Source organism: Corallococcus sp. CA047B, from assembly GCF_003612065.1.
GTDB classification, from domain to species: domain Bacteria; phylum Myxococcota; class Myxococcia; order Myxococcales; family Myxococcaceae; genus Corallococcus; species Corallococcus praedator.
This window is the reverse complement of sequence record NZ_RAWD01000240.1, coordinates 1-15,369: the sequence shown is the minus strand read 5'-3', so window position 1 is coordinate 15,369 and position 15,369 is coordinate 1. Positions and strand designations below refer to the sequence as shown.

Annotated in this window: 13 protein-coding genes; 10 read left to right on the top strand and 3 right to left on the bottom strand. The window is 68.3% G+C overall.

Annotation, left to right across the window (positions count from 1 at the left end; all coding sequences use genetic code 11):
- The first annotated feature begins 98 nt into the window (after positions 1–98).
- The 7 genes from D7X74_RS29670 (at position 99) to D7X74_RS29640 (ending at position 7,892) form a co-directional block, all read left to right on the top strand.
- Positions 99–506, top strand: a complete 408-nt coding sequence (locus tag D7X74_RS29670; RefSeq protein ID WP_120536372.1) for a DUF2141 domain-containing protein — start codon at positions 99–101, stop codon at positions 504–506.
- 11 nt (positions 507–517) lie between these two features.
- The gene (locus tag D7X74_RS29665) at positions 518–1,972 is read left to right on the top strand and encodes a carotenoid oxygenase family protein (protein WP_120536371.1); all 1,455 of its coding nucleotides are present in this window, start codon (positions 518–520) and stop codon (positions 1,970–1,972) included.
- A gap of 251 nt (positions 1,973–2,223) precedes the next feature.
- A complete protein-coding gene (locus tag D7X74_RS29660) occupies positions 2,224–3,018 on the top strand; it encodes an alpha/beta fold hydrolase (protein ID WP_120536370.1) in 795 nt (264 codons plus the stop codon).
- Between the two features lie 8 nt (positions 3,019–3,026).
- Positions 3,027–5,045, top strand: coding sequence for a PAS domain-containing hybrid sensor histidine kinase/response regulator (locus D7X74_RS29655; RefSeq protein ID WP_120536369.1), 2,019 nt, complete (start codon positions 3,027–3,029; stop codon positions 5,043–5,045).
- 38 nt (positions 5,046–5,083) lie between these two features.
- Entirely contained in the window at positions 5,084–5,680 is a 597-nt protein-coding gene (locus D7X74_RS29650) for a dihydrofolate reductase family protein (protein ID WP_120536368.1), read from the top strand.
- A gap of 163 nt (positions 5,681–5,843) precedes the next feature.
- On the top strand, positions 5,844–6,731 hold the full coding sequence (locus D7X74_RS29645; protein ID WP_120536367.1) for an aldo/keto reductase: 888 nt from the start codon (positions 5,844–5,846) through the stop codon (positions 6,729–6,731).
- A 3-nt stretch (positions 6,732–6,734) separates the two neighbouring features.
- On the top strand, positions 6,735–7,892 hold the full coding sequence (locus tag D7X74_RS29640) for an aldo/keto reductase (protein WP_120536366.1): 1,158 nt from the start codon (positions 6,735–6,737) through the stop codon (positions 7,890–7,892).
- Positions 7,893–7,942: 50 nt separating this feature from the next.
- Here D7X74_RS29640 and D7X74_RS29635 read toward each other — a convergent pair whose 3' ends face one another.
- Positions 7,943–8,899 (bottom strand): alpha/beta fold hydrolase, encoded by a 957-nt coding sequence (locus tag D7X74_RS29635; RefSeq protein ID WP_120536365.1) that lies wholly within the window; start codon positions 8,897–8,899, stop codon positions 7,943–7,945.
- A 189-nt stretch (positions 8,900–9,088) separates the two neighbouring features.
- On the opposite strand from D7X74_RS29635, the gene D7X74_RS29630 reads away from it, so the two are divergent.
- Positions 9,089–9,865, top strand: coding sequence for an AraC family transcriptional regulator (locus D7X74_RS29630; RefSeq protein WP_233595847.1), 777 nt, complete (start codon positions 9,089–9,091; stop codon positions 9,863–9,865).
- 104 nt (positions 9,866–9,969) lie between these two features.
- Positions 9,970–10,455, top strand: a complete 486-nt coding sequence (locus D7X74_RS29625; protein WP_120536364.1) for a VOC family protein — start codon at positions 9,970–9,972, stop codon at positions 10,453–10,455.
- 23 nt (positions 10,456–10,478) lie between these two features.
- Here D7X74_RS29625 and D7X74_RS29620 read toward each other — a convergent pair whose 3' ends face one another.
- Positions 10,479–11,984: a hypothetical protein gene (locus tag D7X74_RS29620; RefSeq protein WP_147446720.1), complete on the bottom strand. Its 1,506-nt coding sequence runs from the start codon at positions 11,982–11,984 to the stop codon at positions 10,479–10,481.
- A 224-nt stretch (positions 11,985–12,208) separates the two neighbouring features.
- Here D7X74_RS29620 and D7X74_RS29615 point away from each other — a divergent pair, with 224 nt between their 5' ends.
- Entirely contained in the window at positions 12,209–12,679 is a 471-nt protein-coding gene (locus D7X74_RS29615; RefSeq protein ID WP_120536362.1) for a hypothetical protein, read from the top strand.
- Here the strand turns inward: D7X74_RS29615 and D7X74_RS29610 are convergent.
- Positions 12,670–15,294, bottom strand: coding sequence for an ATP-binding protein (locus tag D7X74_RS29610; RefSeq protein WP_120536361.1), 2,625 nt, complete (start codon positions 15,292–15,294; stop codon positions 12,670–12,672). The genes D7X74_RS29615 and D7X74_RS29610 overlap by 10 nt on opposite strands.
- Positions 15,295–15,369: the final 75 nt, after the last annotated feature.

Here is a 15,369-nt window from a genome sequence, read left to right as displayed (position 1 = left end):
CCTCCGAAAAGCGCCCCCATGTGACTTCAGGCACATGTGCCGCCCGGCACGGCCCTTCATATTGCCTCGCATCCACCCGCCGCACCCCGAGGCACACCATGAAGAGCCTGTTCACCGCGGCCCTGTTGCTGGCCGCCAACGCCCACGCCGCGACGCTCACCCTGGACATCCAGGGCCTGAGCAAGAAGACGGGCCACGTCCTCATCGCCGTGCACGCCGACGCGGCGTCATTCAACGACAAGGGCAAGCCCGCGGCCGTGCGCAGCGTGGAGGTGACGGACGCGAAGCTGACCGTCACCATTCCGGACCTCGCGCCGGGAACCTACGCCGTGAGCCTGTTCCACGACGCCAATGACAACACGAAGCTCGACACCAACTTCATCGGCATCCCCAAGGAGGACTACGGCTTCAGCAACAACGTGGGCGCTCGCGGAAAGCCCAAGTTCGACGAGGCGAAGTTCACGCTGAGCGCCGACGGCACGACGCTCACCCTGACGGTGTTCTGAGGGTTCGCGCCATGGACCGCCGCACACTGTTGCAGGGGATGGGCGCCGCGCTGCTCACCGGCTGCGCCTCGGGCCTGCGTCCCGCCGCCGCGCCGCCCGCGGCCCCCGACTGGGCTCTGGGCTGGCGCTCCGTGACGACAGACGCGCTGGCGCCCGTGGAGGCGCGCGTGGCCGGTCGCTTCCCGGACGCGCTGCACGGCACGCTGTACCGCAATGGCCCCGCCCGGCTGGAGCGCGCGGGCCAGCGCGTGCGCCACTGGTTCGACGGCGACGGCATGGTGCAGGCGTTCCGCGTCTCATCGCGCGGCGTCACGCACCAGGGGCGTTTCGTGTCGACCTACAAATTCCAGAACGAGGAGCGACTGGGCCACTACGCGCTGGGCACCGCCGAGCTGCCCGCACGCGGCAACGATGGCTACAACACCTCCAACACGTCGGTGCTCATGGTGGGCGGCGAGCTGCTCGCGCTCTGGGAAGGGGGCTCCGCCTACCGGCTGGACCCCGCGACGCTGGAGACGCGCGGCACGAAGGACTGGTCCCCGGAGCTGACCGGTGTGCCCTTCTCCGCGCACCCGTTGCCCGAACGCGACGGCAGCTCCTGGAACTTCGGCCTCGCGCCGTACGCGGGCGAAACGGGCCTGATGCTGCTGTACCACTTCAGCGCCGACGGACGGATGCTTCAGTCCGCGTCCCTGCCCATGCCCATGCCCGGCTACGCGCACGCCTTCGCGCAGACGGAGCGTCACCTCATCGTGGTGCTGGCGCCACTGCTGTGGGACGAAGCGCGCGGCGTGACGTGGTTCGACAAGGAGGCATGGCAGCCGGCGCTGGGCACCACGGTGCTCGTGGTGGACAAGGCCGACCTGACGCGCGTGGTGCGGCGCGAGCTGCCCGCAGGCTTCGTCTTCCACTTTGGCCACGCGTGGGAGGACGGAGACCGGCTGCGCGCGTATGCCTGCTGGTACGAGGACTCGCACTTCATGCACCTGACGGTGGACCAGGACATCCAGGGCCGGGTGAAGGGTCTCTCCCCGGCGCGGCTGGCACAGCTGGAGATTCCCCTGGGCGCGGGTGAGGGGCGCATCCTCCGCGGCCCCCACGGCGCGGAGTTCCCGGTCGTGGACGCCCGCGTCCCAGGCCGACGCGGGAGCGCGCACTTCGTCGTGCTCGAGAGCGAGGACACCGCGCTGCCGCACGGCGGCGTCATCGCGCGCATCGACGTCGAGCGCGGCCGGGTGCAGCGCTTCGACTACGGCCCGGGCATCATCGCCGAGGAGCACCTCTTCGTTCCGTCGGGGCCCCGGGAGGGCCAGGGCTGGCTGCTGGGCACGTCGCTGGACTGCACGCGCGGTCACACGCGCCTGGCGGCCTTCGACGCGGAGCACCTGGACGATGGGCCCGTGGCGCTCGCCACGCTGCCGCGTGCGCTGCCGCTGGGCTTTCACGGCACGTTCCTGAAGGGGTGAGGCTCGAGCGGCTCGCCGCCGCAGCGGGCGAGCGCTCCCTGAAGCCCCTCGCTGACCGCTGTTCCTGATGATTTCCGCGGTCACTTCAATCCGCGCGGCCACACCCTCCAAATAAACCGGACACGAGCCAGAAATCCGGGCAGTGGACAATGAAGTCAGGCCCGCGGTCACTTCCGCGGAGACGCGATTGCTGCCGGGGGCCGTACTCCCAGGAGTGAACGTGGGACTTCACTTCACTGCTGGAGGCGCGCATGGGTGTGCTTGCTCGGAACAACGTCAAGGTGAAGGGTCAGGGCGGCCAGCCCATGGTCTTCTCCCACGGCTTCGGCTGCGACCAGAACATGTGGCGGTTCGTCGCGCCCGAGTTCGAACGGGACTACCGCACCGTCCTCTTTGACCACGTGGGGGCCGGCGGTTCGGACATCGCCGCCTATGACCGCACGAAGTACGGGACGCTGGCGGGCTACGCCGACGACGTCCTGGAGCTCTGCCGAGAGCTGGGCCTCGAAAAGGTCATCTTCGTCGGTCACTCCGTGAGCGCGATGGTCGGGGTGCTGGCGGCCATCCAGGAGCCGGAGCGCTTCGACAAGCTCGTGCTCGTCGGTCCGTCGCCCTGCTACATCAACGACGAGGGGTACGTTGGCGGCTTCTCGCGCGAGGACATCGAGCAGTTGCTGGAGTCGCTCGACGACAACTACCTGGGCTGGTCCAGCACGATGGCGCCCGTCATCATGGGCAATCCGGACCGGGCCGAACTCGGCGAGGAGCTCACCAACAGCTTCTGCCGGACGCATCCGGAGATCGCGAAGCACTTCGCGCACGTCACCTTCCTGTCGGACCACCGGGCCGACCTGCCCAAGGTCAAGACGCCGTCCCTGGTCCTCCAGTGTTCCCATGACGTCATCGCGTCGGAGGTCGTGGGCGAGTACGTGTGCCGGCACCTGCCCGCCGCCGAGTTGGTCCTCCTGAAGGCGACCGGTCACTGCCCGAACCTGAGCGCTCCCGGGGAAACCGTCGCCGCCATGAAAGCGTATCTGGGCGCCTGAGCGCGACGATGCCGGATGACGCGGAGGACATCGGAGCCGGAGCGTCGCCGTTCGAGGAGTCGGCGGAGGATCTCTATGAGCACGCGCCGTGCGGCTACCTTTCGACGACCCCCGAGGGGCGCATCGTCAAGGTCAACCAGACCTTCCTGACCTGGACCGGCCACTCAAGAGAAGCCCTGATCGGGCGCAAGCGGTTCTCCGAGCTGCTCACGGTCCCGGGCCGCATCTTCCATGAGACGCACTACGCGCCGCTCCTCCAGATGCAGGGGTTCGTCCACGAACTCTCCCTGGAGCTGGTCTGCGCCAAGGGCCCCCCGCTCCCGGTGCTGATCAACTCCGTGCAGACGCGGGATGCGCTGGGCGCGCCCCGCTCCGTCCGGACCACCGTCTTCAACATGACGGACCGCAAGCGCTACGAGCGCGAGCTGCTGCAGGCCCGCCGGAAGGCGGAGCAGCTCGCCCAGGCGAAGGCGGGCCTCCTGGCGACCCTCAGCCATGAGATCCGCAACCCCCTCAACGCCATCACCGCCGCCACCCGGCTGATGGGGATGACGACGCTGACGGACAAGCAGGAGAAGTACCTGCGCATCCTCGGCGCGTCCTCCGGCAACCTGCTCGCGATGGTCAACGACATCCTCGATTGGAGCAAGATCGAGGCCGGCAAGCTCTCGCTGGAGCAGCGTCAATTCGATCCCCGCGAGCTGATCAGCGGCATCGTGAATGGCCAGGCCGCCCGGGCCGAGGAGAAGAAGCTCCGGCTCCAGGTGGAACTCGACGCGCGGCTTCCCTCCTGTCTCCTGGGGGATCCGGTCAAGATCGGGCAGATCCTCACGAACCTCGTGAGCAACGCCCTCAAGTTCACGGAGAAGGGCAGCGTCACGGTCTCCGTCGTCGTCCGGGCCCGCGACGGCGATGCGTGCGACCTGGCCTTCCAGGTGAACGACACGGGGATTGGAATCTCCCCGGACCGCGTCTCCGCCATCTTCGAGGAGTACGCCCAGGCGAACTACGACATCGGGATGAAGTACGGAGGCACGGGCCTGGGCCTCTCCATCAGCCGCAAGCTGCTGGAGCTGCATGGCAGCAAGATGGTCGTCGCGAGCGAGCTCGGAAAGGGAACCTGCTTCTCCTTCGACCTGCGCCTGAAGGCCTGCGCGGGCATCCCCGACACGGCGCCTGTCCGCGCGTCGCCCACGCAGGTGCTCCGGGGCCTGCGGGTGCTCGTGGTCGAGGACAGCGAGGTCAACACCTACGTGCTCGCCCGCTGGTTCGAGCACTGGGGCGTCGTGTTCGACGCCGTCAAGAACGGGCAGCAGGCGGTGGAGCGACTGCGCGAAGCCGACTACGAGCTCGTGCTGATGGACCTGCACATGCCGGAGCTGGGTGGCTTCGATGCACTGAAGGTCCTCCGGCAGTCCCCGGACGAGCGGCTGCGCAAGCTGCCTGTCATCGCCATTTCCGCCTCCGCGCGGGCCTGGCAGGAGAGCCGCATCCTGGCCTCCGGCTTCACCGACTTCATCGGCAAGCCCTTCGACGCGGACGTCCTGTTCCAGAAGATGGCGCGGTGCACCTCGCGCGAGCTTCCAGAGGGGCCCGCGCGCACGCCGGCACCGGTCCCCCGACAACCCGAGCCCCCCGTGCCCACCGGGTCCGCCGACGACCCGCTGGCCATGACGCCGGACTTCAGCTTCGCGAAGCTCGGGCAGCGAGCCGCGGGAGACCCCCAGGCGCGCGCGGCGCTGGCCCGCCTGACCCTCCAGGAGCTGGAGCAGGCCCGTCCGGCGCTCATGGCGGCGCTCACGGTCGGCGCACGTGAAGACTACGAGCGCTTGTGCCAGGGGCTCATGGGGACGCTCCTCTTCCTCGATGCGAAGGGGCTCGCGGCCGCCCTCCGCCGCGCCCGGGGACTGCTCGCCAGCCCCTCGAAGCCCCCCGCGCGGATGCAGGCCGCCGCGTTCGCCATCGAATGGGAGCTGGAGACCCTCGTCGGGGCGCTCACCGACGTCGCGAGCGCAGCGGACGCCTGACCTGTGAACGCAGTCTCCCCCTCGAAAGGAACAGCGCCATGTCGAAGGTCGTCGCAATCATGTCCATGTCGCTCGACGGCTACGTCGCCGACCCCAACGATGGCGTGGCCGAAGTGTTCGACTGGTACTTCGCCTCGGGGGACGTCGAGTTCCACACCGGAGGGTCGGACCCCATGACGTTCAAGGTGTCCGGTCCAAGCGCTGAACACCTTCGCGGTCTCTGGTCGGAGCTGGGTGCCGTGCTCACCGGTCGACGCACTTTCGAGGTCGCCGACGGCTGGGGCGGGAATCATGCTTGGGGACCCGCATTCGTCCTGACCCACCACATCCCCGCCGGATGGCCGCGACCCGACTCGACCGTCCAATTCGTGACCGACGGCATCGAAAGCGCCGTGAACCAGGCCAAGGCCGCCGCCGCCGGCAAGTCCGTTGGGGTCCACGGCGCTGACACCATCCAGCAGTGCCTGAATGCGGGTCTCCTCGACGAGCTCCACATCGACATCGCGGCGGTTCTTCTTGGCTCCGGAGTTCGACTCTTTGACCACCTCGCCGGCACGCCAGCCGTCCTTGGCAACCCGACGGTGATTCCGGGCGTCGGCGTGACACACCTGCGCTACCCGGTACGCAAGGCGTAGTCCTACCCTGGCAGGGGCATTTTCAACCGCGGCTTTAAAGCCCTTTGCCCTCCCGCTACGTAGTTCCGTGCAGTCCGCCTGGGTACGTTCTTCGCATCGGTGCGGCGCCTTGAGTCGAGGCCTGCCGCCAACCGCGCAACGGACGCGCAGGGAAGGCAGGACCATGAGCACGAAGAACCCCTCCATCACCCTCAACAACGGCGTACGGATGCCGGCCCTCGGGCTCGGCGTCTTCCAGAGCCCGCCGGCCGAAACCGTGGGTGCCGTCGAGGCAGCCATCAGGACCGGCTACCTGCTGATCGACACCGCCGCCGCGTACTTCAACGAGCGCGAGGTCGGTGAAGGCATCCGTCGCTCCGGCATCGCCCGCGACGAGGTGTTCATCGAGACGAAGGTCTGGATCAGCGACTACGGCTACGAAGCAACGTTGCACGCGTTCGACAAGAGCGCCCGCAAGCTCGGCGTCGAGCGGCTCGACCTCCTGCTCCTGCATCAGCCACTGTCGTCGGCATTCGACCGCACCCTCGAAGCGTGGCGGGCGCTTGAGAAGCTGCTCGCGGACGGCAGGGTGCGCGCGATCGGTGTGAGCAATTTCATGCCCGAGCACCTCGACCGCCTGTTGAGCGCGGCGTCCGTCGTGCCCGCCGTGAATCAGATCGAAGTGCATCCGTACTTCCAGCAGACGGCGCTGCAGCGCGTGCATGAGAAGCACGGGATCGCGACCCAGGCCTGGTCACCCATCGGCGGCGTCATCGCCTATGGGGGCCGCGAGAAGACCCCGTTCGACGATCCGACGCTGCTCGGGATCGCGCGCCAGTACGGCAAGTCGGCGGCCCAGGTGATGCTCCGCTGGCATCTGCAGAAGGGACTCTCGGCGATCCCGAAGTCGGTCAAGCCCGCCCGCATCCACGAGAACTTCGACGTCTTCGACTTCGAGCTCACGCGCGAGCAGGTGGCCGCGATCGACGCGCTCGATACCGAGGTCCGCGGCGGACCGGCCCCCGACAGCATCACCCTCGCCAACTACGGCGTCGCGATCCCCGAGGCGTAACGCATGGAATCAGAACGCAAGAACAAGATGGGACGCCGCACCTTGCTGCTGTCGGCGGGAGCCCTTGCCGCCACGCCACTCCTGGGTGGTGCGGCCGAACAGGCCTCCACGAAGCCAGCAGCGCCTGGCAGGCAGCCTGCACCCAATGCGCTCGGACGACGAAAACTGGGCTCGCTGGAGGTCTCCAGCGTCGGGCTCGGCGTCCAGAACATGAGCCGCACCTACCCGACCACGGTTCCGAGCCGGCCCGAGATGCACAACATCATCCGGACCGCCTTCGACCGGGGCGTCACCTTCTTCGATGCAGCCGAGGCGTACGGTCCTCATGAGGTCGAGCGCATCCTCGGCGAGGGCGTCGCCCCGTTCCGAGACAAGGTCGTCATCGCCTCCAAGTTCGGCTGGAACATCGACCTTGAAACGGGCGAGCGCCGCCCGGGCCTCAACAGCCGCCCGGACCACATCAAGTTGGCCGTCGAGGGCATGCTCAAGCGCCTCCGCACCGACCGTATCGACCTCCTCTATCAACATCGGGTCGATCCGGCGGTCCCGATCGAGGACGTCGCCGGGGCGGTCAAGGACCTGATGGCCCAGGGCAAGGTCCTGCACTGGGGCCTGTCCGAGATGGGGCCGAAGACGCTGCGCCGCGCTCATGCCGCGCTGCCCGTGAGCGCCGTCCAGAACGAGTACTCGATGCTGTGGCGTGGCCCCGAAGCGGTCATCCTCCCGCTCTGCCAGGAGCTGGGCATCGGCTTCGTGCCATGGAGCCCGCTCGGCGTGGGGTTCCTCACGGGGGCCATCGACGCGAAGACGCGCTTCGCTCCAGGAGACATTCGCGGCATCGAGTCCCGCTTCGCTCCCGAAAACCTGCCGCACAACCTGGCCCTCATCGAATTGCTCAAGCGCTGGGCGGAGCGGAAGCGTGCCACGCCCGCCCAGATTGCCCTGGCCTGGCTGATGGCGCAGAAGCCCTGGGTCGTCCCCATCCCGGGGACGACCCAGATGGCACACATGCTTGAGAACATCGGGGCGGCGGAGGTGCGCTTCACGGCAACCGAACTCGCTGAGCTGAAGAGCGCCGTCTCAGCGGTCGAGATCCGCGGCGCCCGGCTCCCGGAACAGGTGCTGGTCTTCTCGGGGGTGGAGGCGCCCCCGAAGAAGTAAGGCCGGAGGGGGAAGCATGCTGGGGCGGCGAAGCGGATGGCCTCCGCCGCCTACTTGGATTCGACCCGCCCGAGCGGGCTGCCCGCGCCCGTCAGCGCGTCTTGCGCCTGCTGCCAGGCGGAGTCTCCGGGATGGAGCGCGGTGCGGAGGTACGCCCAGGTGAGAAGCTGGACGGCAGCGACTCGCTCGGGGTTCTCATCCGTGGTCTCGGCGACGTCATATCCCGAGACTCCGCCCAGCCCGTGCCCTGCGTCGAACAGGGTGACCAGGGACTTGGGGCCTGGGGAGAGGAAGTAGGGATCGGCGTGCCAGTCAGCGCCCGCGACCGTCAGGTGGGGTGAGTCGTCCTTGTCGCCAGCAACCACGAGCGCGGGCGTCGTCATCCTGGAGAAGTCGATGGTCGAGAAGAAGGCGTAGTTGTCGGCCGCGAACTTGCTGAGGGCATCGCCTCTGCCGGGCGCGGCGAGCAGCACGCCCGCCTTGATCCGAGGCTCGGAGAGGTTCACTTCCGTTCCGTCCTGGAGATCCTTGTGCCGCGCGCCGAGCAGCAGGCTCGCGGTGTGCCCGCCCATCGAGTGCCCGAGGACGGCCACCCTGCTCCGGTCCAGGCGGCCGGCGATGCCAGGGACGGCGCGCTCGATGGCGTCGAGCTGGTCGAGGATGCGCTTCATGTCCTCGGCCCGTGCTCGCCAGTACAGCGGCGCGTCGGGGTCACCGGGGCCGAGGGTGAGCGTCTTGGAGTCGAGATGGGTGGGCTGGATCACGACGAAGCCGTGCGCCGCCAGGAAGTGGGCGAGTGGGGCGTAGCCGTTCAACGAGGAGAGGTGGTTGGAGCGGCCGTGGCCGTGCGAGAGCAGCAGGATGGGCAGCTCGCTTCCAGTCACGGGCGCGGAGACTCGCACCTGGAGCTCGACGGCGCGGCCGGGCGCTGGCAGCACGACGGGACTGATGGAGAAGACGGGCGTGGGGGCGCCGGGGATGCGGGCTGCGGAAGTCGGTTGGCTCATGACGCGGATTTCCTTTCGTGGGCTCGGCGCGCGGCCAGCACGACTGCCCATGCGTTACCTCCACCCCTTTGTTACCGCCCACCGCGGCCCTCTGATTGGAAGGACCGGACATTTCATCGTTCCTTCCGTGCCGGCTTGAACGGCCACGGTGGACGCGTGAGAGTGCCGCTCACGATGGACTCCGCCGCCTTGACGTTCTCGCTCTCCCGCTTCGTCGAAGACGTTCGCGCGATCGTTCCGGTCGCTGGACACACACGTCACGAACGGCTGCCCGACGGAAGAACGACGCTTGTCTTTCGAGTGCTCGAGGAGGGCCGGAGAGGGGATGTGTGCGTCGCGGGTCCGCGAACGCGGGCGCTGTTCAAGAACACACCCGGCGTCGCGCGGGCGGTCATCGTTCAGTTCAAGCCGGGCTGGTCGTCGCCGCTGCTGGGCGTGGCGGCGAACACGCTGACGGACCAGATCGTCCCGCTAGAAGACCTCTGGGGCCGCTCGGGCGGCGACCTCTGCCTTGAGCTCCTCGCGGCGCGAAGACTGCCAGAGGTGATGGACCGGCTCGCCCATGCGCTCGCCCTGCGGATCCACCCGACATTCGAACCGGCATCGGCACGGCTCGCTCGCCGCGCGGTTCGCTTGCTCGAAGGCGACGAGGTTCAGGTGGAGAGCGTGGCGAAGCAGCTGGGTGTCACGTCGCGGCATCTTCGCCGCGCCTTCGCGGAGAACGTCGGCATCGGGCCGAAGGATTTCGCGCGGACCGTTCGCCTGCAGCGTGCCGTGCGGATGGCGGCGACCTCGAAGGAGTGGGGACGCATTGCCGCGGACGCGGGCTATTACGACCAGGCGCACCTCATCGCGGACTTCCGGGAGCTCGTCGGGCTCACACCGGGCGCCTTCCTGAAGCGTCCGGGGGTTCGGCCCGGCCCCAGCGGCGCCGAGGGGCCGATGAGGGCCGCTGGCGCCCCCTGAACACAAGCCTGGGCTCGCACGACTGGAGGGACAGGGGGCGGGCTGGCTGCGTGCTACTGCCTCCCGCCGGCGCGGCGTCCACCGTAGCCCAAGGAGGAGTTCCCATGTCCGTTCCCCAAAAGATCGTCACCTGCCTGTGGTGCAACAACAACGCGGAGGAGATGGTGGGTTTCTACACGTCCATCTTCAAGGACTCGAAGGTCCTGCGGGTCGCCCGTCACACGGAGGCAGGGCCCGGCCCCAAGGGCTCGGTGCTGACCATCGAGTTCCAGCTCGCGGGCCAGCAGTTCCTCGCGCTCAACGGCGGACCGCACTCCCCCTACACGGAGGCCATTTCGCTGAGCGTGAGCTGCGAGACGCAGGCAGAGGTGGATGGGCTGTGGGACAAGCTCATCGCGAACGGGGGCAAGCCGGCGCAGTGTGGCTGGCTCCAGGATCGCTTCGGGCTGTCCTGGCAGATCGTCCCCACGCTGATGCCGGAGCTGTTGCAGGACCCGGACGAGGCGAAGCGGGACCGCGTCATCCGCGCGATGATGAAGATGGTGAAGCTGGACATCGCCGCGCTGAAGCAGGCGGCGGAGGCGCGGTAGCCGACGCCGGGTCTCTTTGCCTCTCAGTAGGCCAGCCACCGCGCGGAGGACACCTTGTCCCCGAAGCTCCACTGGTTCAGGTTGACCTCGTGGAGCATGCCGTCGCCCACCAGGTCCTTGTAGCTGCCCCGGTAATTGGAGTCGTTGTAGAGCCGCACGCGATGGCCCGGCGGGATGCACCAGCGGACCGAGGAGGCCTTGTCGTTGAACTTGTCCACGTCGTCGAAGCGGGCCCAGTTCTTCAATCCCTGGTCCTCGTAGTCGAAGATGACGCCCCGGTCGCTGAAGTCGGAGTCGTCGTAGAAATCCACGTAGGCGCGCTGGAGATCGGCGTAGCAGAAGGCGTCCGCCCAGACGCCGCGGAACTCCACCATCTTCACCGTCGAGGCAGGACCGTCATCCGCGTGCTCGGTGGCGTAGAGGATGAGGCCGCGGTCGGGCCCCACGAAGAGGCCGGCGGCCGCGTCCAGGTTGCACTGCCGCGACCCGTCGTTGCTGCAGTACAGGTGCTTGGACGCGACGTGCTCGATGCGCATGTGGCCGTCGAGCTTCACCCGGTACAGGTGGGCGTAGTCGTCGCTCACCGCGCCCCAGCGCAACCCGCCCAGCCGCGTGCCCACCAGGTAGAGCTGTGAGTCATTGCAATCCGTCACGAAGTTGAGGCTCTGGAACGCGCCCCACTCCCCCTGCCCCAGCTCCGCCTTCTCCCAGAAGTCCACGCGCTGCCACTGATTGCTCGCGGAGCGGATGTCGGTTTCCGAGGAGCGGAAGACCTCCAGCGCCTCCGCGTCCGCCTGCCCGAGCAGCAGCAGGGAATGCCCGTCCGACAGCTTCGTGAGCGATGCCGTGCCCGCGTTCGAGGTGAGGCCCTGGATGTAGGCGTGGGGGCTCGGGTTCAGGCCCTGGCTGTAGTCGTAGAGCGCGACGCGGCCCAGGCCCGGCCCTTCCTCCAGGGGCAGGGCGAGGACGTTGCCCACCGCCTGCATGCCGCCGCCGTGGCGGTAGCCGCCTGGTGCCGGCAGCGCCGCCACCGCGACGTCCCCAACCGGAGGCGCGGTGTCCTCGGGCTGCTGGGGGGAGAGCGCCAGCCGGTTGGAGCGCAAGCGCCTCCCCTCCCCGTTGCGGCTCTCCATCCGCACCAGGTGCCCCACGTTCCCCAAGGCCGCGTCATCCCGCTTGGACACGACGAGGTAGCGGCCGGAGCCCAACGTCAGGCGCTGGATGCCTTGCCAGTGGTTGCTGCCCGGGTAGGCCACTTTGAGGTTGAACGGCCCGGGGTGGAAGCCCAGCGCCTCGCCGTGGTCCCGCAGTTGCTGGAAGCGCAGCGGCACGTCCGGGCTGCACAGGTTGCAGTCCGGGCTTCCCCAGGTGCAGGCGGTATCCCCTCCCAGCCCGACACTCAGGGAGGACGCCGCGCCACGGACCGCCACGTCAGGCCCGGGGGCCTCCGGTTCGCAACCGGCGAGCGTCAGCAACCCCGCCAACGCCAAGGCCGCGGCGGGCAAGCAACGACGATGAAGGTGGGACATGGGGTCTCCTATTATCATACGTCCCCGCCTGCCCGCGCCGGTCGCCCGGCTCCCGCACAGGAAAACCACCCTGATGTCGCCTCGCCACGGCCGCCTGCTTGTTTCAGGGCGTGATACACCGTGGCACCCGGGTGCGGTATGTTTCACCGGAAGCCGCTGACGCGATACCGCGTTCCCGGATACAGGGCGCTGGCCCTGCTCCTGCCGATTGAAACATCTCCTCTATGTACACCCTCGACGAATCACTCTGGCCGCTCGTCGTCGTCCAACGCAGCGACACCACGACGGACAAGGAGATGGAAAGCATTCTCCAGAGCCTCTCCAAGCTCATCAAGAGGCGCGAGCCCTATGTCCTGGTGATTGATTTCTCCCGGTCCCGTCCGCTGACCCATACACAGCGGATGATGCTGGCGGAGCACCAAACCCAGACCGCCGACCTGGCTCGCGATTACTGCAAGGGATTCTTCGTGGTGATCAACTCGGCCACCGCGAGACTCGCGAGGGCCGTCACCAGCTTCGTCCGGCCTTCCACGGATCAACATGAGGTGGTCGCGTCATTGGACGAAGCGCTCGAGCGCGCCGCGATCCGATTCGAGCAGGCGGGTGTGCACATGGGGGCCTTCATTGCCCGTACCCAGGCGCTGCGGCAGAAGTCCAGTCCCGCCACGAGCGGCGCGGGCGCCCGTCACGATTGAAGCCCGGAGTCGGGAAGGCCCTCCCGTACCGGTGGTGACACGGAGGGCCCGCGGCGTGGAAGCTCCACCGTGAAGGTGGCTCCACGCCCCGTCTCGCTTTCGACCCGAACCGACCCGCCCAGCCGTTCGACGAGCTGGTTCACGATGTGGAGGCCCAATCCCAGCCCTCCATAGTGGCGTGACGACACCGCGCGCTCGAAGGCCCGGAAGATCCGCACGTGCCGTTCCGCTGGGATTCCAATGCCCTGATCCCGCACCTCCAGGCGGGCCGTCACGGCGTCGCCCTCGACCCGGATTTCAATGGGCCTGCCCTCCCCATACTTGATGGCATTCGAGAGCAGGTTGGTGACGATCTGATCGAGCCGCGACCGGTCCCACACGCCCGGCATGGGAGTGTCGGCGTGAACCAGGAGCCGGGTTCCCGAGGTGGCCAGCTCGGGGGCGAAGCGCGCCGCGATGTCCCGGACCAGCGCGGCGAGATCCACCTCTTCGAGTTCGAGGTCCAGCCGTCCGGCATGGATGCGTGAGACATCGAGCAGCGTGTTGACGAGCTTCGCCATCCGCTTCGCCTGGCGTTCGATGACTTCGAGCGAGTGGGTCACGGTCTCCACCGGCGCGGTTCGGAGCGATCCCGTCCGGGTGAGGCGCATCAAGCCCTGCACGGACAACTGGAGGGACGTGACCGGGGTCTTCAGCTCGTGGGAGGCAATGGAGAGGAACTCGTCGCGAAGCCCAATCGCCATCTGGGCCTGTTGATACAGGCGGGCGTTGTCCACGGCCATCGCCGCGCGGCGGCCCAGCTCCTGTGCGAGGGCGAACTCGGCCGGGCCGTAGCGGCCGCCGGCCTCCGAGCGGGCCAGGGTGATGGCGCCGAGCGTATGGCCCCGTGCGAGCAGCGGGACCGACATCCAGGATTCGAACTCGACAACTCCCGCCTCCCCCTGGCTGTCTTTCATGCACCCCAGTGCCGCGGAGGGGCAACCCTCCGGGAAGAACTCTGGCTCGCCGAGGCGGAGCACCCTTCCGGGCCCATGTGCCGCGTTGAGGTCGGGTGGCGAGCAGAGGACCCTCGCCGGTGACATGGCGCGGAGCGCTTCGGAGCGGGCCTCGGTGATCCGCTGGAAGGACTGGTCCGCGTCCAGGAGATCGACCGTGCACCAGTCGGCGAAGCGCTGGACGGTCAGCGCGGCCACGCTGCGCAGTGCGTCCTCGGGAGCGAGCTCGCCAGCGAGCAGACCGGAGGCTTCCGCCAGGAGCGCGGATCTCGCCTCCTGCTCCTCGGCCCGGGCACGCGCCTGCTGCTCTCGCTGAAAGGTCTGGTCGCGCTCCTGCTCGGCCCGCCGTTGCTCGGTGATGTCGATGCCGGTGCCGATGACGTACTCAACCGCTCCCGTCTCGCCGCGCAGGACGTTGCTGGACCAGGAGATGAGGCGGAGCTCTCCCTCCCGTGTCAGCCAGTGGCTCTCATACTGTTCGTGCCCCTGGCCCGCCGCGAGCACGGCGTAGTTCGCCTCGACCCGCTCCCTTTCCTCCAGGGGCTGGAGCCGCTTCCAGAAATGCGCGCCGCGGAGCTCCTCGAAGGAGTAGCCCGTCATCTCCTGGCACGCCCGGTTGAAGCGAACGATCCGTCCTTCCGGATCCAGGACGATCACCAGTGCGCGGGCCGTGTCGAGGACCGCCGAGCTGAAGTCACGCTCGCGCTGGAGGTCCCGCTCCGTGCGCTGCCGGGCGGTGATGTCCCGGAAGTAGACGGCCCGCCCATAGTAGACACCGTCCGCGCTCACCACCGGGGCGTTGTACTGGTCGAACACCCGGCCATCCTTGAGTCGAAGCTCGTCGTGTCCCGACGTGTGGACGTGTTCGAAGAAGGAGGCTGCGCGCGCCAGGAATCTGGCGGGCTCCTCCACGAGCCGCGAGATCGCACGGAGCAAAAGCGCGTTCGACGCGGATTGGATCTCCTCCTCCAGTCCCCACATCTCCACGAAGCGGCGGTTGTGGGTGAGGATCCTCCCGTCCGGAGAGGCGATCAGGATGCCCTCGACGGAGGCTTCACTCAGGGACTCCAACAGCGTCTTCTGCTGGTGGAGATCGCGTTCGCTGTCCAGGGTTCGCGCGAAGAGCTGCCGGTGGATGAGCGCGGTGCGCAGGACGCGTCCAAGGCGCTCCACCATGCCGCGGTACTGCCGCGGCAGATGCGGCTCGCGGTCGAAGTACAGCAGCAGCGCGCTGGAGACATGCCCCGCGCCCGGCCCGGAGTCCGTGATGGGAACGGACCAACGCACGAGTCCCGGCGATGCCAGCTCCGGATAGGGCAGCTCCAGCTCGGCAGGCCCGCGCGCCAGGGGGGACTCGGAGGGACACGGAATCGGGAGCTGTCGGGATGCGGTGGAGAGTCCGCTCGTGCCCTGAAGACGGACCCGGCCCTGCGCATCCGTCTGGAGCCAGAGGGCGACCATGCACCCCAATCGCTCCGCGACCCGGTCCAGGAATGAGTCGGCGGGCTTGTTCGGATCCAGCAGGTCGAGGGCCGCGACGGTGAGCTCCTGGAGCACGCTCAGCAGCGCGAGGCGCTCCTCGGTGACCTTGGGGTCCACGTCCGCGCAGTGCTCCTCCATGCACCACCCCGTCCCCTCACGCCGGAAAGGCGAGCACCACCGCCGTTTTGTTGTGGAACTGGGGAACCCCTCCCC

What these genes read in the sequence shown, in the direction of transcription:
- D7X74_RS29670 (WP_120536372.1), top strand. Translation starts at nt 99, where the DNA reads ATGAAGAGCCTGTTCACCGCGGCCCTGTTGCTGGCCGCCAACGCCCAC.
- D7X74_RS29665 (WP_120536371.1), top strand. Translation starts at nt 518, where the DNA reads ATGGACCGCCGCACACTGTTGCAGGGGATGGGCGCCGCGCTGCTCACC.
- D7X74_RS29660 (WP_120536370.1), top strand. Translation starts at nt 2,224, where the DNA reads ATGGGTGTGCTTGCTCGGAACAACGTCAAGGTGAAGGGTCAGGGCGGC.
- D7X74_RS29655 (WP_120536369.1), top strand. Translation starts at nt 3,027, where the DNA reads ATGCCGGATGACGCGGAGGACATCGGAGCCGGAGCGTCGCCGTTCGAG.
- D7X74_RS29650 (WP_120536368.1), top strand. Translation starts at nt 5,084, where the DNA reads ATGTCGAAGGTCGTCGCAATCATGTCCATGTCGCTCGACGGCTACGTC.
- D7X74_RS29645 (WP_120536367.1), top strand. Translation starts at nt 5,844, where the DNA reads ATGAGCACGAAGAACCCCTCCATCACCCTCAACAACGGCGTACGGATG.
- D7X74_RS29640 (WP_120536366.1), top strand. Translation starts at nt 6,735, where the DNA reads ATGGAATCAGAACGCAAGAACAAGATGGGACGCCGCACCTTGCTGCTG.
- D7X74_RS29635 (WP_120536365.1), bottom strand. Translation starts at nt 8,899, where the DNA reads ATGAGCCAACCGACTTCCGCAGCCCGCATCCCCGGCGCCCCCACGCCC.
- D7X74_RS29625 (WP_120536364.1), top strand. Translation starts at nt 9,970, where the DNA reads ATGTCCGTTCCCCAAAAGATCGTCACCTGCCTGTGGTGCAACAACAAC.
- D7X74_RS29620 (WP_147446720.1), bottom strand. Translation starts at nt 11,984, where the DNA reads ATGTCCCACCTTCATCGTCGTTGCTTGCCCGCCGCGGCCTTGGCGTTG.
- D7X74_RS29615 (WP_120536362.1), top strand. Translation starts at nt 12,209, where the DNA reads ATGTACACCCTCGACGAATCACTCTGGCCGCTCGTCGTCGTCCAACGC.
- D7X74_RS29610 (WP_120536361.1), bottom strand. Translation starts at nt 15,294, where the DNA reads ATGGAGGAGCACTGCGCGGACGTGGACCCCAAGGTCACCGAGGAGCGC.